Below are 25,763 nucleotides of genomic sequence, written 5' to 3' on the forward strand. Positions count from 1 at the left end.
GCCGACGGCCGCCCACGCCCCGAAGCCAGGGCCCGCACCGTTCCGCTGCGCAGCGTCCCACCTCCCCTGCCCACCACCGCAGACCGCACAGCCACCAGGCAGGCACTCAGGGCAGCAGGCACCAGGCGCTCAGGGTGTGCGTGGTACTGCGGATACCGCCGGGCGTGAGTGGTCGGCCGAGGCGGACGGGGTGGCGCCCGGTGCGTCGACGCCGCTCGTAGCCGGGGGCGGGACCTGGTCCTGCCGGTTCCCCGCGGTACCCCGGTAGACGGCACTGAACGCCAGCGCGACCATGCCGATGCCCATCAGCAGGGCGAGCAGCCAGGCGACCGGCCGGTGCCAGCGCGCGGTGCCCCGGTAGGGGCGCAGAGCGCCGCCATGGCGCCCGTACGGACCCTGGTCGTCCTCATCGTCGCTGTAGGCCCCGTCGGGGCCATGGGCGTCCCCGAAGGGCCTCTGGTGGCCGTACACGGCGTCCGGCCCGTAGCCGTAGAGGTCGTCGTCCATGGAGCCGCGGCCGGAGCGTGCCCGGCCGGCCTCTGCCTCGGCGCGGGCCTCCGCGGCGGCGAGCAGCCGCTCCACCGCGGTGGGTTCGTGGATCTCGGCGGACCGTACGAAGTCCTCGTCGAACACCACGGAGGCGAAGTCCTCGTCCGCACCCCCGCGGTCGTCGTCGGGCTCCCAGCCGTCCGGGAACGGCCTGCCCCCCACGTCGTCCGGCACAGCTTCAGCGTAGCCCCGGCGGGGCGTTTTGGGCAGAGAGCCCGCAAACTCCTCGCCAGGGCTCACGCGGGCGCACCGGGCCGCCGTGCTAGCGGATGTGACCGTCGCCCGTGACGATGTACTTCGTCGACGTGAGCTCCGGCAGTCCCATCGGGCCGCGGGCGTGCAGCTTCTGCGTGGAGATGCCGATCTCGGCACCGAATCCGAACTGCCCGCCGTCCGTGAAGCGTGTGGACGCGTTCACGGCCACCGTCGTGGAATCCACCAACTGGGTGAACCGGCGTGCCGCTGCCTGCGAGGTGGTGACGATCGCCTCGGTGTGGCCGGACGACCAGAGGCGGATGTGCGCCACGGCCGCCTCCAGCGACTCCACGACCGCGGCCGCGATGTCGTACGAGAGGTATTCGGTCTCCCAGTCCTCCGCCGTCGCCGCGACGACCGTGGCCTTGGACCCTTCGGCGTACTCCAGCACCTGCTCGTCGCCGTGCACGGTCACCCCGGCCTCGGCCAGTGCCTCCAGCGCCCGCGGCAGGAAGTCCGCGGCGACGTCCTTGTGGACCAGGAGGGTCTCGGCGGCGTTGCAGACACTCGGGCGCTGTGCCTTGGAGTTGATCAGGATGTCGACGGCCATGCCGAGATCGGTCTGCGCGTCCACGTACACATGGCAGTTGCCGGTGCCGGTCTCGATGACCGGGACCGTCGACTCCTCCACGACGGTGCGGATCAGTGAGGCACCGCCGCGCGGGATCAGTACGTCCACCAGGCCGCGGGCGCGCATGAGTTCACGGACCGAGTCGCGGTTCTCGCCCGGGACGAGCTGCACCGCGTCGGCCGGGAGGCCGGAGCCGCCCACCGCGTCGCGGAGAACCCGTACGAGGGCGCTGTTGGAGGCGTACGCCGACGACGATCCGCGCAGCAGCACGGCGTTGCCGGACTTGAGGCAGAGGGCGGCGGCGTCGACCGTCACGTTGGGCCGGGCCTCGTAGATGATGCCGACCACCCCGAGCGGCACGCGCACCTGGCGCAGGTCGATGCCGTTGGGGAGGGTGGAGCCGCGGACGACTTCGCCGACCGGGTCGGGCAGCGCCGCCACATCGCGCACGTCGGCCGCGATCGCGCGGATCCGCTCGGGGGTGAGCGTCAGCCGGTCGACGATCGACTCGCTCGTCCCGGCCTCGCGGGCACGCACCACGTCCTCGGCGTTGGCCTCGACGATCTCGCCGGTGCGCACCTCGAGCGCGTCCGCGATCGCCAGGAGCGCATCGTCCTTCGCCGAGCGCGGGAGTGGCGCGATGTCGGCGGCGGCGGCGCGTGCCCGGTAGGCGGCCTGGACGACCGGGGACATGTTGTCGTACGGCGAGAGCGTGGTCATGCCCGCAGGGTAATGCGCACACTGCGGGCATCCGTCACGTATCCCGTGATGCGAGACGGATGCCCGCCGTCAGAACGGGTGCACGCCGACCGGGGCCGCCGGCGGTGGACCGTAGCCCTCGGCGACGCGCTGGTGGTAGGTCTCACGGTCGATGACCTCCAGGCCGACGATCTCCCAGGGCGGGAGTCCGGCACTGGAACGGTGTTCGCCCCACAGCCGCAGTGCGACGGCAGCGGCGTCGTGGAGGTCCCGCGCCTCTTCCCAGTAGCGGACTTCCGCGTGGTCGTTGGCATACCGGCTGGTCAGCAGGAACGGGTGGTCGTGCGCCAGCTGTTCCAGCCCGCGTCTGACCTCCTTCAGCGGAGTCTCGCCGCCGGAGACGCTGAGGGTGATGTGCCACAGCTTGGACCGGGTCTGTTCCTCGCTCACCACCACCGGTTCCTGCTCAAGGGTCCGGTCGGTGGGCGGACCGCCGAAGTCGGCGCCTGCTCCGACGCTGGTCAGGGCACGGCTGCCCGTTCCGCGGGGCGGCGCCCCCGGGCGCGCTCGTCTCACCGGCGGCCTCCTGTGAATGTGTAGCTGTGCTGACCCGTTGTGTCCCCGTGACAAAGTTGACCAGTCCGGGGCCGGGCTTGGGGCGGTTTTGGTGAAGGTCTCCGCCCGAAGGCTGGACTTTCGGCCGTTTCAGGGGGAGAGGCGGGGCGTGAGGACGACGAGATCGTCCCTGTGTACGACCTCGCGCTCGTAGGCGGGGCCCAGTTCGCGTGCCAGGTCGCGGGTGGAGCGGCCGAGCAGCTGGGGGATCTCCTTGGCGTCGAAGTTGACGAGTCCGCGGGCGACGGCCCGGCCCGCCGGGTCCCGCAGTTCCACCGGGTCGCCCGCGGAGAACTCGCCCTCGACCGCGCTGATCCCGGCCGGCAGCAGCGAGGTGCGGCGTTCGACGACGGCTTTCACGGCTCCGTCGTCGAGGGTGAGCGCGCCCTGCGGGGTCGAGGCGTGGGCCAGCCAGAGCAGCCGGTCGGCCGAACGGCGCCCCGTGCGGTGGAAGTACGTGCCGGTGTCGCGGCCCGCGAGGGCGTCGGCGACCCGGCTCGCCGAGGTGAGGACGACGGGGACTCCGGCGGCGGTGGCGATCCGCGCCGCCTCGACCTTGGTGACCATGCCGCCGGTTCCGACCCCGGCCTTGCCTGCGCTGCCGATCGTGACGCCTTCCAGGTCCGCCGGTCCGCCCACCTCGGCGACGCGGGAGGTGCCGGGCGTGCTGGGGTCGCCGTCGTAGAGGCCGTCGACGTCGGAGAGGAGGACGAGGAGGTCGGCGTGGACGAGGTGGGCGACGAGTGCGGCCAGCCGGTCGTTGTCGCCGAACCGGATCTCGTCGGTGGCCACGGTGTCGTTCTCGTTGACGACCGGGAGCGCGCCCATCTCCAGGAGCTGGTCGAGGGTGCTGTACGCGTTGCGGTAGTGCGCCCGCCGGCTGGTGTCGTCGGCGGTGAGGAGCACCTGGCCGACGCGTACGCCGTAGCGGGCGAACGAGGCGGTGTACCGGGCGACGAGCAGTCCCTGGCCGACGCTGGCCGCGGCCTGCTGGCGGGCCAGGTCCTTGGGTCTGCGGACGAGCCCGAGCGGTGCCAGGCCGGCCGCGATCGCGCCGCTGGAGACGAGGACGATCTCACGCTCCCCGCCGCTCCTGACCTTGGCGAGTACGTCGACGAGGGCATCGACCCGGTCGGCGTCCAGGCCGCCGGCCGCGGTGGTGAGCGAGGAGGATCCGACCTTGACCACGATCCGGCGGGCGTCGGTCACGCCCGGCCTCCGCCCCGCGCCGTCCCCTGAGGGTGTGCGGAGTGCGCCTTCGGAATCCCTTGCCCCTGACACGTACGCCCGTCCCCATCACGTCGTCCTGCTCGGCTCCCCCAATCTACGCGAGGCCGCCGGGGACGTGCCGAACCGTCTCAGCACCCGCACGGACCTGGACAACGCGCGCCGCACCGGCCCGCACCATCCTCCGCGCACCCGGCCCCACCCGAACGGCCGCACCTACCGGATCGGGCCCCTCACGGGTGGCTTCCAGCACACCGCAGAAATGAGCCATTTACGTAATCTCCACCGGTCATTCATCGGGCTAGGCTTTACGCGTGACTGATGAATCGACCCGCAAAAAGCGCATTCTTCTCAGATCGGGCAAGAGCCCCTTCGATGTGGCCTCACTCGAACAATCCCTCCACAGAGATGTCTTCGCGACGAACGCGGGCAACCTGATCTTCAGCGACGCGGCGCACAAGCTCCTGACGACGCCGCGGGCAGAGGTCTTCTCCAACGGCATCCGCACGGTCGCGTCCGAGGCCGCGCGGATCAACGAGGAGTACGACGCGTTCGTCGTCCCCCTGGCGAACGCCTTCCGCCCGACGTTCGAGCGCCCGCTGCAGCGGATGACACAGCTGATCAAGAAGCTGCGCATCCCGGTCGTCGTGCTGGGGGTCGGCGCCCAGGCCGACCTCAAGTACAACGCGTCCCGGCTGAAGCCGATGGAGCCGACGGTCAGGGAATTCGTCACGGAGGTGCTCAACCGCAGCGCGTCCATCGGCGTGCGGGGCGAGTTCACGGAGCAGTACCTCAAGGAGATGGGCTTCCGGGACGTCGAGGTCATCGGCTGCCCCTCCATGTTCATGAACGGTGACACGTTCCGGGTGGAGAAGAAGAGCGAGACGCTCACCGCGGAGTCCCGCGTCTCGGTGAACGGCTCGCACAGCGCCGTCCGTTCGCACGGCCTCGACGCCATCATCCGGCAGGCCCACGAGCGCTATCCGCATCTGCGGTTCGTCGGGCAGAACCTCCTTGAGGCCGAGCTGCTGCACTGGCGGGAGACGGCCAGTCCGATCGGCGCGCTGACCTCGATGCCGACCCACCCGTCCCACCCCATGTACCGCGAGGGCAAGGTCCGGCTCTACGTCGACCCGGCGACCTGGATCAGCGACCTGCGCGAGTTCGACTTCTCCTTCGGTTCGCGCATCCACGGCAACATCGCGGCGCTGCTGGCGGGCGTCCCGAGCACCGTGCTCTGCAGCGACTCCCGGACCCTGGAGCTGTGCCGGTACTTCGGCATCCCGCACCGCAAGATCTCCGAGACCCCCAAGAACATCGACCCCGCCGAGCTGTACGCGGCGGCCGACTTCGGTGATCTCGTGAACGGCCACAAGGAACGTTTCCTCCGCTTCACCGGTTTCATGGAGAAGAACGGCCTGGAGAACACCTTCACCCACGGTGACGGCGGTGCCGCGTTCGACGCGCAGATGAGCAAGCTCACCCTCCCGCCCGGCGTCAGCCCGTGGATCGACAGCGACCCTGCGTCTCTGGCCGGCCGCTTCAGCTGGATGCAGAGCCGGATGGAGGAACTGACCGAGCAGAACACCGAGTTGCGGAGCCAGCTCGCCAAGAAGGCCTCCCCGGTCAGCATCAAGGTGCAGGCCGGTGACGGAGCCGCCGCGTGGCCTTCGGCCTACCGGCGCGCCAGGCGTGTGGTCGGGCGTCCCGTCCGGAGGCTGCTGCGCCCCGAACAGTGAGGACGCGCGTCCACTGCCGCCGTTCCGCGGGGCTCAGACCTTGTGCGTCCTGCGTGGCACGTGCAGGGTGGCCCGGGCCGTCCTGCGCGCCTTGCGCGCCAGGCGCCGCAGGAACACGGCAGTGGACTGACGCCCCGGCACGTCGATCCTCCGGCGGCCGATCCGTTCGGTCACGGTCACCTCGTACGCGGCGTCGGGCAGCACCGCCTCCTCGCCGAAGTGCGGGTAGGTCAGGTAGAGCCGGCCCCGGACGCCCTTGCACACGGCCTTGGGCTCGCGCTTGTCCCGCATGAACTGCAGGACGTCCAGGAGCAGGTCGAGCCGGCCCGCCGACACACAGGCCAGCCGAAGGCGTTCGTGGACCTTGAGCCGACGGCCCAGGCCCGCCGACCAGTAGGCGTCCAGCAGCGGGGCCGCCAGCTGCATCTTCTCCTCCCGTACGGCCTCGGACTGCTTCAGCAGAGCGGGCCCGAACTGCGGGAGCAAGGTGATGACGAAGGGCCGGACCATCAGCGCGTCCCGCTCGGGCCCCGGCGGGACGTGAGTGGCGATGAGCCCCATGAGTGCCCGGGCCGAGTCGAAGCGCAGCAGGTAACTGCCGCTCTTCGTCACGTGTTTGCCGTCGTCCCGGCCCACCAGGTAGTAGCAGGTGTAGTCGGCGACGACGGAGACCCCGTCGCCCCGCAGGTACGCCTCCATGGTGAAGAGGGCGTCCTCGCCCGTCTTCAGGCCCTCGTCGAAGGTCATCCCGAGCCGCGTGAGGAGTTCCCGCCGGAAGAGCTTCTGGGCGCTCAGCGTGAATTTGATGTTGGAGGAATAGAGGTCGGCCCGTTCGACGGTTTCCTTCCACATCGACTTGGCCGCCCCGCGGTTGACCCCGACGACCTTTCCGAGCACCACGTCCGTGCCGGCCCGGTCGCCCATGGAGACCATTCGTTCCAGGGCCTCCTCGCCGAAGTAGTCGTCCGCGTCGAGGAAGAAGACGTACCGGCCGCGGGCGAGGCCGAGGCCGACATTGCGCGGGCCGCTGGGCCCGCCGGAATTCTCCTGGCGGATGACACGCATCGGTATCGCGGTCCGGGCGGCGAATTCCTCGAGGTACTCCCCGGTACCGTCCGTCGAACCGTCATCGACGGCGATGATCTCCATCCGTCCGGCCGGAAGCGTCTGCGCCTCGACCGATTCCAGGCATCGGATCAGATAGGGCATCGCCTCGTAGGCCCCTATGACGACGCTGACATCTGGCTCGCTGGTGGTCATCGCTCCCCGGTTCACACATATCCGCACTAATCAGGAGAAACGATAGTTCGATGCCTCATCGTGCGCTCCGGTCACAGATACGCCGAACGGCCCGTTCGTTCCCCTCCTCAAGAGGAGACGGACGGGCCGTCAGGTAGGTTGCGTCGCGATCGGGACGTCTTTCGAACATCTGGATGACGGCTGGATTACACCAGCCGGTCAGCAAGCCACGGTAGGCCCTGTGCCGACTCCCGCATCGGCATCCGGATCGGCCGCGGCCTCGGCCTGCGCGACCGCCTCCGCAACCCCGTCCCCGGCCCCGCTGGACTCCGCCTCGGGGTCGGGCAGGGGCGCGGCCTGCGCCCCGATCCGCTGGGCGACGCCCGCGTTGCGGGCCTCGGCCTTGGCCGCGAGCGCCCGCACCGCGGCGTTGAACTGTTCCATCGAGGTCGGCTCGTCCGGCCCCAGCAGGTAGCTCTTCAGCTCGTGGCGGGCCTCGGCCAGCGGGTCCGCCGACGCGTCGGCGACGGCGTCCAGCAGCCCGCCGATCTCCTCGGCGCCGTTGGAGAGGATGACGGCGGCCCGTACGGCGGTGTTCTGGCGCTTGAACTCCTCCACGCCGAGCTCGCCCGAGTCCGTGACCGCGTACGGCTTGCCGCTCGCGATGAAGTCGGAGACCACGCTGGAGATGTCCGAGACCATGGCGTCGGACTGGTTGAAGCAGTCGTAGAGCTTCGGCTGCGCGCCGGACACCGTCCGGTGCTCCCACCAGCCGAAGGAGCGCCAGTAGGCGTCGTTCCACTCGGCCCGCAGCGTGGCGATCGCGGCCTGGCGTGCGGGGTCGGCGAGCGCGACGCGCGACTCCTCCGACTCGTCGCCGCCGGACCGGCCGGGCTGTGCCAGCTCGGCCAGCCTCGACTCGATCCTGGCCAGCTCGGTCCTGGCAGCGCCCTGTCCGGCCGCCGCCGAGGATGCCTCCTTCGCCCAGCGCGGGTCGGCTGCGCGCTCCTGCGTGGCCTTGGCGATCCGGGCCTTGATCCGGCCGTGGACGGCCTTGGCCTTGGCGCTGCGGATCCCGGTGAAGGGGTGCGGCTTGTAGATGACGCGGACGGGCTTGTCCGCCTCCAGCAGCCGTCGGACGATGTTCTCACCGGCGAGCAGCAGCGAGGTGTTGCCGGGGTTGTCGTCCCAGCCCTCCCAGGTGGGGGCGTACAGCACCGTCGGGATGGGGTTCCTGGTCGTGCCGGTCCAGCTCTCGATGGGCGCCAGCTGCGGGCGTCCGACCTCGACGATGTCCTCGTCCCGGATGCCGACATCAGCCAGTGCGTACCGGTCGCGGCCCGCACGGCCGGCCGTCCACACCTCGTCGTACACCTTGGAGTACGGGTTGACGCTGGCCAGCTTGTCGCTGTCGCCGTGCCCGATGAAGACGTGCTTCATCGTCGGGACGCGCAGCATGTGGATGTTCTTGCCGACGTTGGCGGGATACAGGCAGACCCGGACGCTGGACAGGTCCAGGTTCATCAGGTGCGTCCCGGCGGGGATGCAGAGCACGGGTACGGCGGTGTCGGCGAGCTGAGCGACCAGGTTGCGCTCGCGCATGACGATCAGCGGGCGTCCTTCGACGGCCGCCATGGTGTCCAGCCACATGTTGCCCTGGTACGCGGACTCGTTCGAGCCGGAGAAGTAGAGCACGACGGTCGGCTGGTACTCACGCAGCCAGGTGTCCAGGGCCTTGAGCACGGCGGGGGCCGACGGCACCCGCCGTGCCCTGCGCAGGTACGGGACGAGCAGGGCGTTGTAGACGACGGCCAGGAGCACGGTGACCCCGGCGCCGATGTACCCGAGGAGGTCCTCGCCCGTGCCCGCGGCGATCAGGATGCCGGCCACCGCGGGAATGTCGAGGTGGAGCATCTTCTCGGCGGAGCGGTGCAGCAGCGAGCGCGGCGGCGCGTCGGGGATGCGGACGGCGTGCAGGTCCACGTTGCGGGTGACGATCGGCATGGTGCGGCGCAGCCGGATGAGGGTCGTCAGCGCGCCGTGCGGGGCCTGCAGGCCGTAGAAGACGAGGAAGCAGGCGACCGCCGCGTAGAACAGCGGTTCCTCGGCGAGGTCCAGCCGGGCCAGCAGCAGGATGATCATCAGCTGGCGGAGCAGGAAGCGGATGGAGAGCCCCGCCCGCACCTTGCCGAGCCTGTTGATCAGATAGCTGCCGCGCTGGTGCAGATACCAGTCCGCGACGTACGTGACAGCCGTGGCCGCCGCGAAGAACCAGATGTCGGGGAGAAGCGCGGCAATCATGACGCAGGGGTAACCCAGCGCCATCAGTATCGCCGCCGCCAGTTCTGACCGACTGCCCACACGGGCCAGGCGAATGGCTGTCGAAATCACGAAGGACCTGCTCCAGGGGGTGCCGGTTGTTTCACGTATGGAGGGAAATGTGAAGATGCGGCTTCACGCACTCGGGCCTCTGTGATCGCATTTCTGCGATCACAGAGGCCCGAAAAAGTCCATTTGTCAAGAATTATTACACATCTTCCTGACGGTCCAACACCGAGGCCAACGCCTGCTCGAATCCGGAGGATTCGGCGGCGTCACGCGTCGGGTCCTGCTGGCGTACGTCGATGACATGGCCGGTCATCGCGGAGAGGAGCACGTCGAGCGAGGTGCGCGCCACGGCCTCGGAGGAGAGCAGGGAGCCGTCCGGCTCCTGGCCGAACGCCTTGGTGCGCATGGGCGTCGCGGTGCGCTCCGGGTTCACACAGTTGACCCGGATGCCCTCGCCGGCCCACTCGTCCGCGAGTGCCTGCGTGAGGTTCACCATGGCGGCCTTGGTGGACGAGTAGAGGCTGTACTCGGCGCGCCCCCGGGTGTAGCTGCTGGAGGTGTAGAGCAGCAACTGGCCCTGCGTCTCCGCCAGGTACTTGTAGGAGGCACGGGCGATCTGGACGGGCGCCAGGTAATTGACGTTCAGCGCTTCCTGGATCGTCGTGTTGTCGGTCTCGGCCAGCTTGCCGATGCGCAGCACGCCCGCGGTGTTGATGACGTAGTCGATGCGGCCGGTGTCCGCGTACGCCTTGGACAGCGCGTCGTCGACGTGCTCCGGGTTCTCGACGTGCGTACCGGTCGTGGAACGGCCCAGCGCGTACACGCTGGCGCCGTACTGCTCGGCGAGCGTGGCGATGTCGGCACCGATGCCGTACGAACCGCCGAAGACGACCAGGGTCTTGCCCGAGAGCAGATCGCGGTAGGCGGCCTCGCCGGCCTGGCGTGGGGCAGCCGTGGAGGCCAGCTGGAAGAGCTTGTCGGTGATGAAGACGTCGACCGGCTGGGTCACCTTCATGTTGTACTCGTCGCCCGCGACCACGTAGATCGGTACGTCGGGGAGGTACCGCAGCACGACCGAACAGTCGTCGGTGGCCTGGAAGTTGGGGTCGCCGCCCGCGATCGCGTACGCCTTGCGGATCGTGGAGAGCTTGAACGCCTGCGGGGTCTGGCCGCGGCGCAGCCGGGACCGGTCCGGGACGTCGGTGATGAATTCGCCGTCCTCGCCGTGGGTGCGGGTCACGATGATCGTGTCCGCGGACGGGATGGCCACGTCCACCGCCTGGTAGCGGTCGAGGGCATCCACGCAGTCCTTGATGACGCGCTGTGACAGGAGCGGACGGACCGCGTCGTGGAAGAGGACGTTGCGGTCCTCGCCCTCAGCGAGGCCTTCGCCGAGGGCCTCGATGGCGCGCTCGGTGGTCTCGTTGCGGGTGCTGCCGCCTTCGATGACCTTGATGACCTTGGTCAGTCCGGCCTTGGCGACGATCTTCTCGACGTCGGGCACGAAGCCGGGCGCCATCAGCACGATTACGTCGTCGATGTCCTCGGCGTTCTCGAAGATGGTCAGCGTGTGCTCGATGACTGCCTTACCGGCGATCTTCAGCAGCTGCTTGGGGATCGACAGTCCCACTCGCTGACCGGTACCACCGGCGAGCACCACCGCTGTGGTCCGGGGCTTGGCTTCATGCGGCACAGACACAGACGACCTACCTTGCGACGACAGGGGGAGACAGTGTGATGGTCGCACTCTCCGTGACCGTCTCGCAAGGCGGACGTATACCGCTGCTCGCCTCCGGGAAACCCGCAGTTCACTGTCTGGCCAGGCAGGTTGGCCCCGTGGGGCCCGCAACTGGAGTGACGGACTCCACAGACGTGTTACCCAATCCGCACATCGTCGGCCCCTGAACTGCCCCCTACCTGGCAGTTCTCTGTGAATCCGGGCGCCCCCCGGCGAGGAGGGGCGCCCGGCACCGCGTCTAGAAGGGGTCGAACTCGTCGTACTCACGCTGCGCGTCGTCGCGCTCGGACTCCCGCTCCCGGCGGCGCTGCGCGGCGGGGCGCGGAGCCTCCAGGCGGTGGTCCTCGCCGCGACGGCCGAGCATCTCCGCACCGGCGGCCATGCTCGGCTCCCAGTCGAAGACGACCGCGTTCTCCTCGGGCCCGATGGCCACGCCGTCGCCGGCCTGTGCGCCGGCCTTGCGCAGTGCGTCCTCGACACCGAGGCGGTTGAGCCGGTCCGCGAGGTAGCCGACGGCCTCGTCGTTGTTGAAGTCGGTCTGGCGGATCCAGCGCTCGGGCTTCTCGCCGCGCACGCGGTAGATGCCCTCGTCGTCCCGCTGGACCGTGAAGCCCGCGTCGTCGACGGCCCTGGGACGGATGACGACCCGGGTCGACTCCTCCTTCGGCTTGGTGGCGCGCGCCTCGGCGATGATCCCGCCGAGGGCGTACGAGAGCTCGTTGAGGCCCTTGTGCGCGATGGCGGAGACCTCGAAGACGCGGTAGCCGCGTGCCTCCAGGTCGGGGCGGATCATGTCGGCGAGGTCCTGGCCGTCCGGGATGTCGACCTTGTTGAGGGCGACGATGCGCGGCCGGTTCTCCAGGCCGCCGTACAGCCGGAGCTCCTCCTCGATCATGTCGAGGTCGGAGACCGGGTCGCGGTCCGACTCCAGCGTCGCGGTGTCCAGGACGTGCACGAGGACGGAGCAGCGCTCGACGTGCCGCAGGAACTCCAGGCCGAGGCCCTTGCCCTGGCTGGCGCCCGGGATGAGCCCGGGGACGTCCGCGATGGTGTAGACGGTCGAGCCCGCGGTGACCACACCCAGGTTGGGCACGAGGGTCGTGAAGGGGTAGTCCGCGATCTTCGGCTTGGCCGCGGAGAGCACCGAGATCAGCGAGGACTTGCCGGCGCTCGGGTAGCCGACGAGCGCGACGTCGGCGACGGTCTTGAGCTCCAGGACGATGTCCCGGCTCTCCCCCGGCTCGCCCAGCAGTGCGAACCCGGGCGCCTTGCGGCGGGCCGAGGCCAGCGCGGCGTTGCCGAGGCCGCCGCGGCCGCCCTGGCCCGCGATGAAGGTGGTCCCCTGGCCGACCAGGTCGGCCAGGACGTTGCCGTCCTTGTCGAGGACGACGGTGCCGTCCGGGACGGGGAGCACGAGGTCCTGGCCGTCCTTGCCGGAGCGGTTGTCACCGGCGCCGGGCTGGCCGTTCGTGGCCTTGCGGTGGGGGTGGTGGTGGTAGTCGAGCAGTGTGGTCACAGCCTGCTCGACGACGAGGATCACATCGCCGCCCCGCCCGCCGTTGCCCCCGTCGGGACCGCCCAGCGGCTTGAACTTCTCACGGTGTACGGAGGCCACGCCGTGGCCTCCGTTACCCGCGGCGGCATGCAGCTCGACGCGGTCCACGAAGGTGGTCATGGTTGGTGCCTCCAGGTACTGCCGATAAATACGGGATTGTCTCTTGACGTAACACGCCGAGGGCGGACCCGCTTCCCCGATTACCGGGAAAGCTGAGATCCGCCCTCGGAAGGTGCTGTGTCGCCTCGCCGTTGCCTGACTCAGGCAGCGACGGGAACGATGTTCACGACCTTGCGGCCACGGTGGGTACCGAACTCCACCGCACCGGCGGTCAGCGCGAACAGCGTGTCGTCGCCGCCACGGCCGACGCCCGTGCCCGGGTGGAAGTGGGTGCCGCGCTGGCGGACCAGGATCTCACCGGCGTTCACGGCCTGACCGCCGAAGCGCTTCACGCCGAGCCGCTGGGAATTGGAATCGCGCCCGTTCCGAGTGGACGATGCGCCCTTCTTATGTGCCATGTCTCCTCAGTCCCTTACTTCGCAGCCGCGGGGATACCGGTGACCTTGATCGCCGTGTACTGCTGGCGGTGGCCCTGGCGACGGCGGTAGCCCGTCTTGTTCTTGTAGCGAAGGATGTCGATCTTCGCGCCCTTGTGGTGGTCCACGATCTCGGCCTGGACCTTGATGCCGCCCAGGACCCAGGGGTCGCTGGTCACGGCGTCGCCGTCGACAACGAGCAGGGTCGAGAGCTCGACCGTGTCGCCAACCTTGGCGGTGGGAATCTTGTCAACCTCAACGATGTCGCCGACAGCAACCTTGTGCTGGCGACCACCGCTGCGCACGATGGCGTACACGCGGATCTCTCTCTCACTCGGAACGGATCCCCTGAAGCCAGCCGTTCGCGCAGGCCGAGGCCCGCGACGGTCCGGAAGGATGAGCGGCCTCCCCCGGGGACGGATCCACCGGGAGGGATGTGCTCAGGGGTAGGCGCATGGAAACACGCCGAGGGTCAAGGCTACGGGGCCGTGTCCGGGGGGTCAAACCGGGCCCCGCCTCCCCTGTCATGACCGGTGTCCGGCCGGCCGCCGGCACCCCCGGGAGCGGGCTCCGCTCCCTCGCGGCACACCGCGGGGGACGGACGCGGCGCGGGATCGTATGCTCGCCGGGCAAGTCCGCTCTCCGGAAGGCGCAACACGTGAACTACAGGGTCCAGCCCACCGCTCAGGTCGACGAGAGCGCCGTGATCGGCGACGGCAGCAGCGTCTGGGAGCTCGCTCAGATCCGTGAGGGGGCACGGCTCGGCGAGGGCTGCGTGGTGGGCCGCGGCGCCTACGTCGGCACCGGCGTGCAGATCGGCAACAACGTCAAGCTGCAGAACTACGCCCTGGTGTACGAACCGGCCGAGCTCGGCGACGGTGTCTTCGTCGGCCCCGCGGTGGTCCTCACCAACGACCACAACCCGCGCTCCGTCGACCCCGAGGGCAAGCAGAAGCGCGGCGGCGACTGGGAGGCCGTGGGTGTGAAGGTCGCCGAGGGTGCCTCTCTCGGCGCACGGTCCGTCTGCGTCGCGCCGGTACGGATCGGGGCCTGGGCCATGGTCGCGGCGGGTGCCGTCGTGACGAAGGACGTGCCGGACTTCGGCCTGGTCGTGGGCGTGCCGGCCCGCCGGATCGGCTGGGTGGGCCGGTCCGGGGTGAAGCTCGTCGAGCGTGCGGGCGAGCCGGGGGTCTGGGAGTGCCCGCAGACGGGCACTCTGCACGACGAGACCGACGGCATCCTCATGGAACGCGCCGCCGGGACACTCTGACCGCCCCGCGGGCCCCGGGAGTACCTGCCACAGCCCCCAGCGCCCCCTGGCGCAGCCAGGAAGGCCCCGCCCGCATCGCGGGCGGGGCCTTCCTGGCTGCGCCGCGGAAGCGGTCAGCCGCCGATGACGACGCGGCGGACGCCCGCCCAGTTGGCCGGGTCCGTCGTACGACGGCCGTCGACCAGGACGCGGACGTCCGGCAGGTCGGCGGCTGCCAGCTCGCGGTACTCGGCGTGGTCGGCCTGCAGGATCGCGGCGGTGACGGCCTGGCCCTCGTGCGGCACGAGGCCGTGCGCGGTCAGCTCGTCGGCCGTGTACATCGGGTCGGAGACGAACGGCACCGCGCCGCGCGCCTTCAGCGCCTCGACCACACCGAACACTCCGGAGAAGGCGGTCTCCTTGACGCCGCCGCGGTAGGCGGCACCCAGCACCAGCACACCGACACCGTCCAGGTCGCCGTAGGCGGCGGCCAGCAGGTCGACGGCGTACTCCGGCATCGCGGCGTTCGCCTCACGGGCCGAGCGCACGACGGTGGCCTCCGGGTCGTTCCACAGGTACATCCGCGGGTAGATCGGGATGCAGTGGCCGCCGACGGCGATGCCGGGCTGGTGGATGTGGCTGTACGGCTGGCTGTTGCAGGCCTCGATGACCTTCTTGACGTCGATGTCGTTCTTGTCGGCGAACCGGGCGAACTGGTTGGCCAGACCGATGTTGACGTCGCGGTAGGTGGTCTCGGCGAGCTTGGCGAGCTCGGAGGCCTCCGCCGTGCCGAGGTCCCAGACGCCGTTCGGACGCGGCAGGTCCTCGCGGTCGTCGAAGTCGAGCACGGCCTCGTAGAACTCCACACCGCGCTGCGAGGACGCCTCGTCGATGCCGCCCACGAGCTTGGGGTAGCGGCGCAGGTCCGCGAAGACACGGCCGGTCAGCACCCGCTCCGGGGAGAAGACGAGGTGGAAGTCCACGCCCGGGGTCAGGCCGGAGCCCTCGGCGAGCATCGGCGCCCAGCGCGTACGGGTGGTGCCGACGGGCAGCGTGGTCTCGTAGCTGACGAGGGTGCCCGGCTTGAGGCCCGCGGCGATCGCCTTCGTCGCGGAGTCCATCCAGCCGAAGTCCGGGGTTCCCTCGGCGTCCACGAACAGCGGGACGACGACCACGACGGCGTCGGACGCGGCAACGGCGGCCGTCGTGTCCGTCGTCGCGGAGAGGAGGCCCGCGCCCACGGTCTCCTTGAGCTTGACGTCCAGGTCGTGCTCGCCGGGGAACGGCTCGGTGGCCGCGTTGACCAGCTCGACGACCTTCTCGTTGACGTCCGCGCCGATGACCTTGTGGCCCTTGGCTGCGAACTGCACGGCGAGCGGAAGGCCGATCTTGCCGAGCGCGACTACACAGATGTTCATCGGATTACTTTCCTCTTCAGCCTGGACAGCATGTGGCGCAGCCGCTTGCCCGCACCGGGTTTGATCTCCCACAGGGGAGCCGTCGTGATCACGAGCCGGCCCTTGGGGTTCTGGTTCGCCGACACCCTGTACGGGACGGCCTGCCGCCAGCGGCGGGCCAGGGGCAGCGGCCTGCCGCCGGTCTTCACCGGGATCTCGTACGTCGAGCCCGCCACGTCCACGTACACGCGGACGCCCAGCTTCGACTTCGTGGCCTGGACCGGGATCCGGCCACGCACCACGGTCGCCCTGCCGTCCTCGGACACGGTACGGGTGAACTCGCCCGCGAGGACGGGGGGTTCCTGCTCCGCCGGCAGCCGGCGTGCGCCGGCCTTGTCCGCGCTCTTGGGCATGGCGCCCTTGGCCAGGCGCACGGTCAGCGATCCGGTGTCGCCGAGGACGCCGGTCCGCGCCGTGAGGATCAGGTGCAGGTCGTCGCCGGCCTGGTCCCACTCCGCGGCGACCAGTGACGTCCCCTGGGCCAGGCGGCCGGGCACGGCCTCGCCGACCAGCTCGTAACAGCGGTCGGGAAGGCCGAGGGCGTCGTCGCGGAAGCCGGGGTACAGCGCGAAGGCCCGGCCGTCCTCGAGGTGGAAGGGCGGGGCTCCCTGCTCGGCCTCCTCGGTGACGGCCCGGATCAGCTCGTCCACGGCACCCGCCCGTGCGAGACAGATCCGCACCCGGCGTTTGACGTCCAGAGAGTCCCTGAGCTCGTCGGTGAGGTACTCGTCGGCGAGCGCCGCGATCCCTTCGCAGACCTCGCGCCGGGTGTCGGCGTCCAGGGCGGGGAAGTCGTCCTGGACGAGCTTCGCCAGTTCCCAGGTGAAGTGCCGCTTGAACAGCGCGTCCCGGTCCGGGCCCGCATCCACGAGGGAGGCGGTGTGCTTCATGATCGCGGCGGTGCAGCGCAGCCGGGACAGATGGTTGGCCCGGTAGGTGATGTTGCTCGCGTCGCCGCGCTTCACCGCGTAGTAGAAGGTGTAGTCCGAGAGCACCGAGATCTTCCGGGCCCTGACACACGCCTCGATGGTGAACGGCTGGTCGCTTCCGACCGGCAGGTCCTCGGGGAACCGCAGCCGGTGCTCCTCGACCAGCGAGCGGCGGAAGAGCTTGGTGTTCGCGAGGGTGAACGGCATGCTCGAACGGAAGAGGCTGACGTCCGGGTCGTTCTCCTTGTACAGCTTCTGGTGCACATAACGGCCGTTGGTACCGACCATCTTGCCGACGACCACGTCGGACCCGTGCTCGTCCGCGTAGGCCACCATCCGCTCCAGGGCTTCCTCGCCCAGGTAGTCGTCGGAACCTATGAAGTACACGAACCGGCCGGTGGCCACGTCCAGGGCCCTGTTGCTGGGCGCCGCGGGGCCGCCCGAGTTGGCCTGGTGGATGACCTTGACCGTGCCGGGGTAACGCTCGGCGAACCGGTCGAGCTCGGCGCTGCTCCCGTCCGTCGATCCGTCGTCGACCGCCACGACCTCCAGGCGGTCGAGGCCGATGCTCTGGCGCACGAGGGAGTTCAGGCACTCCGTCAGGTAGGGCATCGTGTTGTAGACGGCTACGACGACGGTGGCATCGGGTCTTCCGGTCATGCCACCACCTGAGCAACTGGCACGGCGGCCTTGCTGCGGGTGCCGCCGCCGAGTACGCGGGTGTAGACGCCGTCGAGCACCTCCGCCTGCGCCTCCCAGGTCCACTCGTCGAGCAGCCCGTCGGAGTCGTAGACGTCGCGGTACTTCTTCGGGTCGGCGAGCACGGCCGCGACCGCGCGGACGTAGTCCGCGACGTCCTCCGCGGTGAACACCTCGCCCTGGCCGGTCTGCGCGACCATGTCGCCCATCGTCTTGACGTCGCTGACGACGAACGGGAGGCGGGCGTGCGAGTACTCGAAGAACTTCGTGATCAGGGCGATCTCGTGGTTCGGCCAGTGGTGGATCGGGATGACACCCGCGTCCGCCGTGGCCAGGAACGGGACGACCTGGTAGTGCGGCACGTACGGGAGGATGTGCAGCCGGTCCGACACACCGAGCTCCACGGCCCGCTCGGTCAGCTGGTTCATGTAGTCCGACGTGGGCCGCAGGACGACGAACGCGACGTGCGTCCCGGGCAGCTGCGGCAGCGACTCGACCATGATGTCGAGCCCGCGCTGCGGGGCGGCGGCACCGCTGTAGACGGCGAGCGGCACGTCCGGCCCGATCCCGCACAGCTCGCGCAGGTCCGGCACGGGCTCGGCGGCCTGCTCGGGCGAGATCTCCGCGTCGGGCGCGTTCAGCACGACCTCCGGCTTGGCCTCCAGGCCGTGCCGTTCCGCGAGCATCTCGGCGAGGGTTTCGGAGACCGTCGTCACGGCGTCGGCGTACTGCGAGAACTCACGCTCGTAGGCGCACTGCGCGACGTGCCACCGCGGGTGCGAGTTCCACGGCTTGATGCCCGGCAGGAACTCGTGGGCGTCCCAGACGAGCTTGACGGAGCGGCCCCTGGCCTCGGCCCGCAGCTTCGCCCGCGCGCCCACACCGAGCATGCGGAAGTCGTTGGCGTGGATCAGGTCGGGCTGCAGGGAGTCGATGACCTTCCCGTACGCGAGCTCCATGTCCCAGAGTGCCGGGTCGAGCCGGCGCCAGGCCCGGTCGCCCATGGTGCGCAGCCAGAAGGCGGTGGTGAAGCGGTCCAGCGGGGACTGCATGTCCTTGCGGCGCTGCTCCAGGGAGTTCGTCTGCTTGACCCGCAGGCCGACCCACTTGCTCATGACCCGCGACACGAGCCGCGGGGGCATCAGCTTGAGCCTGCCGACGGCGGATCCCTGTCGTCCCGCCTGGATGAGCTGGATGTTCAGCTCGGTCCGCCATGCCTTCATCCGCTGCTTGCGGTACGCGGCCAGCGGGCCCGGCTTGTAGGCGAGCGGCGACCTCAGCACGGCGCGACGGTACTCGTGCCGCCTGCGGTGCATGGGGGTCGGGACGTGCAGCAGCCGCACCTCGGCGTCACCGAGCTGCCAGGACTGCTCCCTCTTCGTCGGGGACTTGCCCAGCAGGACGACGTCCCAGCCGGCCGCGGCCGCGGAACGCGCCTCCTTCTGGACACGCGAGTCACCGTTCACGCCGTTGTCGACCAGCATGACGATCTTGCCACGGGAGCCGCGCTGCGCCCCCGCCACCGAACTCTCAACCGCCATGATGAGCGGGCTCTCCTGTCTCAAGAACAATCGTTCGGCCACTCCGGGCCGATTCCAGAACCGAAGCCGCCACCTCAACGGTACGCAGCCCCTGGCGCAATGTGCAGATATCTGCCGACTCGCCCCGCACAGCGTCCCGGAAGAGCTCGTGCTCGACAAGCAGCGGCTCGCGCTTCGGGATCGCGTAGCGGATCATGTCGCCCTCGGAGACACCGCGGAACGCGCGCAGCGCCTCCCACTCGGTGGCCACCGCCGCGTTCGAGTGGAACGTGAGGTCGGCGGTGAGCGTGTCGGCGATGTAGCAGCCGCGCTCGCCGGTGACCGAGGTGAAGCGCTCCTTGAGCGGGCTCAGCCAGTTGACCAGGTGGTTGACCATGGTGCCGTCGGAGAGCTGGCCCACCGCGGAGACCATGTCCTCGTGCGGGCGGCCGGACTTCGACACGGTGTGGGCCGCGATCGAGGTGTACGTCTGGCCGGTCACCCAGCCCGTCAGGTCGATGTCGTGCGTGGCGAGGTCCTTGACCACGCCGACGTCAGCGATCCGGTGCGGGAACGGGCCCTGGCGGCGGGTGACGACCTGGAAGACGTCACCGAGCTCGCCGGCCTCCAGGCGGCTGCGCAGCGAGCGCAGGGCCGGGTTGCAGCGCTCGATGTGGCCGACGCCGGCCACCAGGTCGCGCGACTCGAAGGCCTCGACGAGGCGGCGGGCGCCCTCGACGGTGTCGGCCAGCGGCTTCTCGATCAGGGCGCAGACACCGGCGTCGGCCAGCTGCAGGCCGACCGTCTCGTGCAGCGCGGTCGGGCAGGCCACGACCGCGTAGTCGACGCCGAGGGCGATGAGCTCCTCGACGGTCGACAGGACGGGGGCGCCCTGCGCCCAGCCGTTCTTGTCGCCCATGGGGTCGACGACGCCGACCAGGGTCACGCCTTCGAGTCCGGCCAGCACACGGGCGTGGTGACGCCCCATGGAACCGAGGCCGATGAGCCCGGCCCGCAGTACGGCGGCGGTCACAGGTTCTCCCCCAGTGCGTTCACGGCGTCGGCGATGCGCGCCAGCTCACCCTCGCTGAGCGACGGGTGGACGGGCAGCGAGACGACCTCGGCGGCGGCCCGCTCGGTCTCGGGCAGGTCCCAGTTGCGGTCGGCCTTCTGGTCCGGCTCCCAGTAGGGCTTGAGCCGGTGGATCGGGGTCGGGTAGTAGACGGCGTTGCCGACGCCCGCCTCGGTGAGCTTCGCCATCGCGGCGTCGCGGTCGCCCCGCACCCGGATCGTGTACTGGTGGTAGACGTGGCGGGCGCCCTCGGCGACCGGCGGCGTCGTCACGCTCGGCGCGGTGATGTGCGCGTCGAGGAACGCGGCGTTGGCGCGGCGCTGCTCGGTCCAGCCGCCGAGCTTGGCCAGCTGTACGCGGCCGACGGCGGCGGACACGTCCGTCATGCGCATGTTGGCGCCGACGATCTCGTTGGCGTACCGCTGCTCCATGCCCTGGTTGCGCAGGAGGCGCAGGGTGCGGGCGAGCTCGGCGTCGGCCGTGGTGACCATGCCGCCCTCGAGGGAGTGCATGTTCTTGGTGGGGTAGAAGCTGAACGTTCCGCCCGCGCCGAACGCGCCGACCGGGGTGCCGTTCAGGGCTGCGGCGTGCGCCTGGCAGGCGTCCTCGACGACAGCGAGTTTGTGCTTCTCGGCGATGGGCATGAGCTTGTCCATGGCCGCCGGGTGACCGTAGAGGTGCACCGGCATGATCGCGGCGGTGCGCGGCGTGACGGCCGCCTCGACGGCGGCCGGGTCCAGGCCGTAGCTGCCGGGCTCGATGTCGGCGAACACCACGTCGGCACCGACGAGGCGGACCGCGTTTGCGGAGGCCGCGAAGGAGAAGGAGGGGACGATCACCTCGTCGCCCGGGCCGATACCGAGGGCGAGAAGCAGCAGGTGCAGCGCGGAGGTACCGGAGTTGACGGCGACGCAGTGGCGGCCGTCGACCAGCTCGGAGAAGCCCTCCTCGAAGGCCGCGACCTCAGGGCCCTGCACCACACGACCGCTGCGCAGCACGCGTACCGCGGCTTCGATCTCTTCTTCACCGATGACCGGGCGGGCAGCAGGAATCGGCTGCTCGTTGATGCTCGTCATGGACGTCCTCCTTGAACACCGCAAGAGCTCTTAACAGGCAGAGGTCCGGGGTGCGGGACGTCTCACGAGGCCGCGCATAACCCCACCGGCGAAATGCCGACGCCCTACCGAGGAATCTGGGCCCGGTCTGTCCTGAACCGGGTCGGTCACCGACCGTAGTTTCCGTCCAGGAACCTCACAGCCAGCGACCGCCGTCACATTATCAGGGATTTCTCAGCTGATTTCGGGGCTGTTAACCAGCGAGTGCATCAGTTCCGAAACAAAGCACGTGTCCCGCTCCGAAGGGTTCGAAGCGGGACACGGATCGATGAACAACCGATGAAGACTCGGGTCAGCCGGCCGACGGTCCCGGCGTGTCGGACGAAGCCGAAGCCGTCACGGAAGGTGACGACTGCTCGGCCGCGACGGTCTTCTTCGCCGCTGCCTTCTTCGTGGTCGTCTTCTTCGCGGTGGTCTTCTTCGCGACCGTCTTCGCGACCGTCTTCGCGGCGGTCTTCTTGGTGGCCGCCTTCTTGGCCGTGGCCTTCTTCGCGGTCTTGCGGGCGGCCGTCTTCCTGACCGGTGCCTCCGCCTCGGGAGCCGCGTCGTCCGCCGCCGGGGCGTCGGGCGTGTCGGCGGAGGTGGCCGGCTCGGTCGCGGGGGTGCCCGTGACCACGACGACCGCTGCCTCGTCCGCTCCGGCCGGCGAACCCGCCGGAGCGGTGACCTTGCGGGTCGCCCGGCGCCGGGCCCGCGGCGCGGCGGCCGGAGCCGGCTCCTCCGCCGGAGCTTCCGGAGCCACCGGGGCCTCGGCCGCCGGAGCCTCAACGACCGGGTCCTCGACCGCGACGGGTTCCGCCGCGGGCTGGGCCGGCTGCACCGGGGCCGCTTCGTCGGCCGCCTTGGGCGAGCCCGCCGGGGCGGTCGCCTTCCGGGTGGCCCGGCGGCGCGTACGTGCCGGGGGTGCGGCCTCGGCCTCGGGGGCCGGAGTGGCCACCGGGGTCTCGACGGCCGCCTCGGACCGCGGCTCCTCGGCCGCGACCGGCTCCGCCTCGGCGACCGGGGCGGGTTCGGCGGCCTGAACCGGAGCGGGTGCAGGGGTGGTGACGGGAGCGGCTGCGGCGGCCTGCGGTGCGCCGGCCGGAGCCGTCGCCTTGCGGGTCGCGCGCCGGCGGCCACGGCCACGGGTCGCCGCCGCCTCGGCCTCGGACGGGCTGCTGTACAGCTCCTCGTCCACGGCGAACTCCGGCTCGGGCAGCGCGACCGGGGCGGCGGCCTCGGCAGCCAACTCGGCCTCGCTCTCGGCCGGGTGCTCGGCGTGCTCGTGGTCCTGGACGTGCTGCTCGTGCTCGTGCTCGTGGTCCTGGCCGGAGCCGCCGCGTCCGCGCTTCTTGGAGCGCTTGCCGCCGCCGCCACCGGTGGTCGTCGGCTGCTCCATGTGGACGATCACGCCGCGCCCGTTGCAGTGGACACAGGTCTCGGAGAAGGACTCCAGCAGGCCCTGGCCCACCCGCTTGCGGGTCATCTGGACCAGGCCCAGCGAGGTGACCTCGGCGACCTGGTGCTTCGTACGGTCCCGCCCCAGGCACTCCAGCAGTCGCCGCAGCACCAGGTCCCGGTTGGACTCCAGCACCATGTCGATGAAGTCGACGACGACGATGCCACCGAGGTCGCGCAGCCGGAGCTGGCGCACGATCTCCTCGGCCGCCTCAAGGTTGTTCTTGGTGACGGTCTCCTCGAGGTTGCCGCCCTGACCGGTGAACTTGCCGGTGTTGACGTCGACGACGACCATCGCCTCGGTCTTGTCGATCACCAGCGAGCCGCCGCTGGGCAGGTAGACCTTCCGGTCCAGTGCCTTCATCAGCTGCTCGTCGATGCGGTACGTCGCGAAGACGTCGACCTCGGAGGTCCAGCGCGAGAGCCGGTCGTTAAGGTCCGGTGCCACGTGCGAGACGTAGCCGTAGATCGTCTCCCAGGCGTCGTCACCGCTGACGATGACCTTCGAGAAGTCCTCGTTGAAGATGTCGCGTACGACCCTGACGGTCATGTCCGGCTCGCCGTAGAGCAGCGTCGGCGCGTTGGAGCTGCCGCTGTTCCTGGACTTCTTCTGGATTTCTTCCCACTGGCCCTGCAGCCGCTCGACGTCGCGGCGCAGCTCGTCCTCGCTCGCGCCCTCGGCGGCGGTGCGCACGATGACGCCCGCGTCCTCGGGGACGATCTTCTTGAGGATGGTCTTCAGCCGGGCGCGCTCGGTGTCGGGGAGCTTGCGGCTGATGCCGGTCATCGAGCCCTCGGGCACGTAGACCAGGTAGCGGCCGGGCAGCGAGACCTGGCTGGTCAGGCGGGCGCCCTTGTGGCCGATCGGGTCCTTCGTCACCTGGACGAGGACCGACTGGCCGGACTTCAGCGCGGTCTCGATACGGCGCGGCCCATGAGCCATGCCGAGTGCCTCGAAGTTCACCTCACCGGCGTACAGGACGGCGTTGCGGCCCTTGCCGATGTCGACGAAGGCGGCCTCCATGGACGGCAGTACGTTCTGCACCTTGCCCAGGTAGACGTTGCCGACGTAGCTGGTGGCCTGCTCCTTGTTGACGTAGTGCTCGACGAGCACGTTGTCCTCGAGGACGCCGATCTGGGTGCGCTCGCCGCTCTGGCGGACGACCATGACGCGCTCGACGGCCTCGCGGCGCGCCAGGAACTCGGCCTCGGTGATGATCGGGACGCGGCGGCGGCCCTGCTCACGGCCTTCGCGGCGGCGCTGCTTCTTGGCCTCCATACGGGTCGAGCCCTTGATGGACTGGACCTCGTCGAAGCCGGTGCCGGGCTCGCGCTCGGCCTCCTTGCGGCGCGGCTCGCGGACCTTGACGACCGTACGCTCCGGGTCGTCGGTGCCCGTGGCTGCTTCCTCGCCCGAGGCGTCCCCGCTGCGACGGCGGCGACGACGACGGCGACGGCTGCTGCTGGACCCGGAGGCGGCGGACTCGTGGTCGTCCTCGTCCTCGTCGTCCTGGGCCTGCTCGCCCTCGGAACGGTCCGCGGCGTCGTAGTGCTGCTCGGCGTCGTCCGCGTCGTTGGTCTCACCGCGACGGCGGCGGCGGCCACCGCGACGGCGACGGCGGGAGGGACGGTCCCCGTACTCGTCCGTGTCGTCGCCCTCGTGCTCGGCGTCCGCCTCGGACTCGGCCTCCGCCTCGTGCTCGTCCTCGACAAGGTGCTCGACGGCGGGGAGTGTGACGGGCGTCGCGGCCGGCTCGGTCTCGACGGCCTCGCCACGACGGCGGCGACGGCGGCGCGAACCGCCCTGCGGTGCCTCGGCGGCCTCCGCGGGTGCGGCCTCGGCATCGGCCTCGGCGGGCTCGGGCTCGGCGGCCTGCCGGCTCACGGCCTTGTGCGGGGCGCGCTCGGGAGCCTTCGGCTCCTCGAACTCGTCGCTCTCCTCGTACTGCGATCCGGCGGCGGCAGCGGCCGCGGCCGCGGTCTCCGGGGTCTGGAACATCGGCTCGGCGAAGACCGGCGCCTGGAAGACGGCCACGGCGGGGCGCGCGGCGCGGCGGCCCTTGCGGACCGGCTCCTCGACCTTGCCGGTGAACTCCGGGCGGCCCGCGGCGGCGGTGGCACGGCGGCGCTGGCGGCCGCGCGGCGCGGCCTCCTCGATCTCTTCGGTCTCCGCGGCCAGTTCCTCGGCGACGACGACGGGGAGGCTCTCGCCGGTCTCGGCGGCCTCCTGCTCGGCGATCTCCTCGACGGGCTGCGGGGCACCGGCCGGGGCGGTCGCCTTGCGGGTGGCGCGACGACGGCCACGGGGGGCGGCCTCGGCGACGGGAACCTCCGCGGCCTGCTCGACGGGCTCGGGACGGGGCGTGGGTTCGGCCACGGCCGGGGCTTCGACGGCCTGTGCGGCCTGCGGCGCACCGGCGGGAGCCGAGGCGCGGCGGCGGGCACGGCCACGCGGGGCGGCGGCTTCCTCGACCCCAGGGGCTTCGGCGGCCACAGAGGTCTCGGCGACCTCAGGGGCTTCGGCGGGCTCGGCGGCAGCGGCGGGCTCGGGGGCCTCCACCGGCTGCGGGGCGCCCGCCGGGGCGGTCGCCTTGCGGGTGGCGCGACGACGGCCACGGGGGGCCTCGGCGACGGGGGTCTCGACGACCTCTTCCGTGGCCACGGGGGGCTCGGCGGTCGCCGTCTCGGCGACGGGCTCGGCCACGACCTCGGCGGGCTGCGGCGCACCGGCCGGAGCCGTCGCCTTACGGACCGCACGACGACGCGCACGGACCGGCGGAGCGGCCTCGACGGCCTCTTCCGTAGCGGCTTGTTCCGTAGCGGCCTCATCCGTGGCCACGGGGATCTCGGCGGTCGCCGCCGCGGCGACCGGCTCGGCCACGACCTCGGCGGCCTGCGGCGCACCGGCCGGAGCCGTCGCCTTACGGACCGCACGACGACGCGCACGGACCGGCGGAGCGGCCTCGACGGCCTCGGCAGGGGCTTCGGCGCTCTCGGCCTGTACGGCCGGCGTGGCCTCGGTGGCCTCGCCCGGCGCGCCGGTCGGCGGGCCTGCGGGGCGGGAAGCGGCGCGGCGCCTGCGGCGCGGCGGCAGCTTGTCCCCAGGGGTGTTGTCTTCGGTGTTTCCGGCGGTGCCGGGTTCGATCTGCTCGGGCATGCGGGCGGTTCTCCCGTCGTGCTCCCGGGCGCCGCGTCTGATTCCGGTCCGGCACGGTTCGCTCGATGTGGGCGATA

18 protein-coding genes are annotated in these 25,763 nt (G+C 70.7%); 2 read left to right on the forward strand and 16 right to left on the reverse strand.

Going from position 1 to position 25,763, the window contains the following annotated elements; genetic code table 11:
• Positions 1-129: 129 nt before the first annotated feature.
• The 4 genes from OG524_RS11905 to proB form a co-directional block, all read right to left on the reverse strand.
• Positions 130-723, reverse strand: coding sequence for a hypothetical protein (locus OG524_RS11905; RefSeq protein ID WP_405390877.1), 594 nt, complete (start codon positions 721-723; stop codon positions 130-132).
• 88 nt (positions 724-811) lie between these two features.
• On the reverse strand, positions 812-2,095 hold the full coding sequence (locus OG524_RS11910; RefSeq protein WP_405390876.1) for a glutamate-5-semialdehyde dehydrogenase: 1,284 nt from the start codon (positions 2,093-2,095) through the stop codon (positions 812-814).
• A gap of 69 nt (positions 2,096-2,164) precedes the next feature.
• Positions 2,165-2,650, reverse strand: a complete 486-nt coding sequence (locus OG524_RS11915; RefSeq protein ID WP_405390875.1) for a hypothetical protein — start codon at positions 2,648-2,650, stop codon at positions 2,165-2,167.
• 129 nt (positions 2,651-2,779) lie between these two features.
• Positions 2,780-3,898 carry a glutamate 5-kinase gene (proB, locus tag OG524_RS11920; protein ID WP_405390874.1) on the reverse strand — a complete coding sequence of 373 codons (1,119 nt, stop codon included), beginning with the start codon at positions 3,896-3,898 and terminating at the stop codon, positions 2,780-2,782.
• A gap of 332 nt (positions 3,899-4,230) precedes the next feature.
• On the opposite strand from proB, the gene OG524_RS11925 reads away from it, so the two are divergent.
• Positions 4,231-5,655 carry a polysaccharide pyruvyl transferase family protein gene (locus tag OG524_RS11925; protein WP_405390873.1) on the forward strand — a complete coding sequence of 475 codons (1,425 nt, stop codon included), beginning with the start codon at positions 4,231-4,233 and terminating at the stop codon, positions 5,653-5,655.
• A 33-nt stretch (positions 5,656-5,688) separates the two neighbouring features.
• On the opposite strand, the gene OG524_RS11930 is transcribed toward OG524_RS11925, so the two are convergent.
• From OG524_RS11930 to rplU, 6 genes are all read right to left on the reverse strand, one after another.
• Positions 5,689-6,915 (reverse strand): glycosyltransferase family 2 protein, encoded by a 1,227-nt coding sequence (locus OG524_RS11930; RefSeq protein ID WP_405810144.1) that lies wholly within the window; start codon positions 6,913-6,915, stop codon positions 5,689-5,691.
• Positions 6,916-7,113: 198 nt separating this feature from the next.
• The gene (locus OG524_RS11935) at positions 7,114-9,195 is read right to left on the reverse strand and encodes a hypothetical protein (RefSeq protein WP_405810146.1); all 2,082 of its coding nucleotides are present in this window, start codon (positions 9,193-9,195) and stop codon (positions 7,114-7,116) included.
• 226 nt (positions 9,196-9,421) lie between these two features.
• The gene (locus OG524_RS11940; protein ID WP_405390870.1) at positions 9,422-10,921 is read right to left on the reverse strand and encodes a D-ribitol-5-phosphate cytidylyltransferase; all 1,500 of its coding nucleotides are present in this window, start codon (positions 10,919-10,921) and stop codon (positions 9,422-9,424) included.
• 277 nt (positions 10,922-11,198) lie between these two features.
• The gene (gene obgE, locus OG524_RS11945) at positions 11,199-12,635 is read right to left on the reverse strand and encodes a GTPase ObgE (RefSeq protein ID WP_405390869.1); all 1,437 of its coding nucleotides are present in this window, start codon (positions 12,633-12,635) and stop codon (positions 11,199-11,201) included.
• Between the two features lie 140 nt (positions 12,636-12,775).
• Positions 12,776-13,033 (reverse strand): 50S ribosomal protein L27, encoded by a 258-nt coding sequence (gene rpmA, locus OG524_RS11950; protein WP_056785490.1) that lies wholly within the window; start codon positions 13,031-13,033, stop codon positions 12,776-12,778.
• 14 nt (positions 13,034-13,047) lie between these two features.
• On the reverse strand, positions 13,048-13,368 hold the full coding sequence (gene rplU, locus OG524_RS11955) for a 50S ribosomal protein L21 (protein WP_405390868.1): 321 nt from the start codon (positions 13,366-13,368) through the stop codon (positions 13,048-13,050).
• A gap of 341 nt (positions 13,369-13,709) precedes the next feature.
• Between rplU and OG524_RS11960 the strand changes: the two genes are divergently transcribed.
• A complete protein-coding gene (locus OG524_RS11960) occupies positions 13,710-14,321 on the forward strand; it encodes an acyltransferase (RefSeq protein ID WP_405810149.1) in 612 nt (203 codons plus the stop codon).
• A gap of 113 nt (positions 14,322-14,434) precedes the next feature.
• On the opposite strand, the gene OG524_RS11965 is transcribed toward OG524_RS11960, so the two are convergent.
• From OG524_RS11965 to OG524_RS11990, 6 genes are all read right to left on the reverse strand, one after another.
• A complete protein-coding gene (locus OG524_RS11965; RefSeq protein WP_361885189.1) occupies positions 14,435-15,718 on the reverse strand; it encodes a nucleotide sugar dehydrogenase in 1,284 nt (427 codons plus the stop codon).
• Positions 15,715-17,346, reverse strand: a complete 1,632-nt coding sequence (locus tag OG524_RS11970) for a glycosyltransferase family 2 protein (RefSeq protein WP_405810151.1) — start codon at positions 17,344-17,346, stop codon at positions 15,715-15,717. The genes OG524_RS11965 and OG524_RS11970 overlap by 4 nt, the downstream gene beginning before the upstream one ends.
• Positions 17,343-18,926, reverse strand: coding sequence for a glycosyltransferase family 4 protein (locus OG524_RS11975; RefSeq protein ID WP_405810153.1), 1,584 nt, complete (start codon positions 18,924-18,926; stop codon positions 17,343-17,345). Before OG524_RS11975 ends, OG524_RS11970 begins: the two co-directional genes overlap by 4 nt.
• On the reverse strand, positions 18,916-19,938 hold the full coding sequence (locus tag OG524_RS11980; protein ID WP_405810155.1) for a Gfo/Idh/MocA family protein: 1,023 nt from the start codon (positions 19,936-19,938) through the stop codon (positions 18,916-18,918). Before OG524_RS11980 ends, OG524_RS11975 begins: the two co-directional genes overlap by 11 nt.
• Entirely contained in the window at positions 19,935-21,053 is a 1,119-nt protein-coding gene (locus OG524_RS11985) for a DegT/DnrJ/EryC1/StrS family aminotransferase (protein ID WP_405390858.1), read from the reverse strand. Before OG524_RS11985 ends, OG524_RS11980 begins: the two co-directional genes overlap by 4 nt.
• A 331-nt stretch (positions 21,054-21,384) precedes the next feature.
• Positions 21,385-25,686, reverse strand: coding sequence for an Rne/Rng family ribonuclease (locus tag OG524_RS11990; RefSeq protein ID WP_405810158.1), 4,302 nt, complete (start codon positions 25,684-25,686; stop codon positions 21,385-21,387).
• Positions 25,687-25,763: the final 77 nt, after the last annotated feature.

Origin of the sequence: Streptomyces sp. NBC_01520 (assembly GCF_045040375.1) — a bacterium.
Lineage (GTDB): Bacteria > Actinomycetota > Actinomycetes > Streptomycetales > Streptomycetaceae > Streptomyces.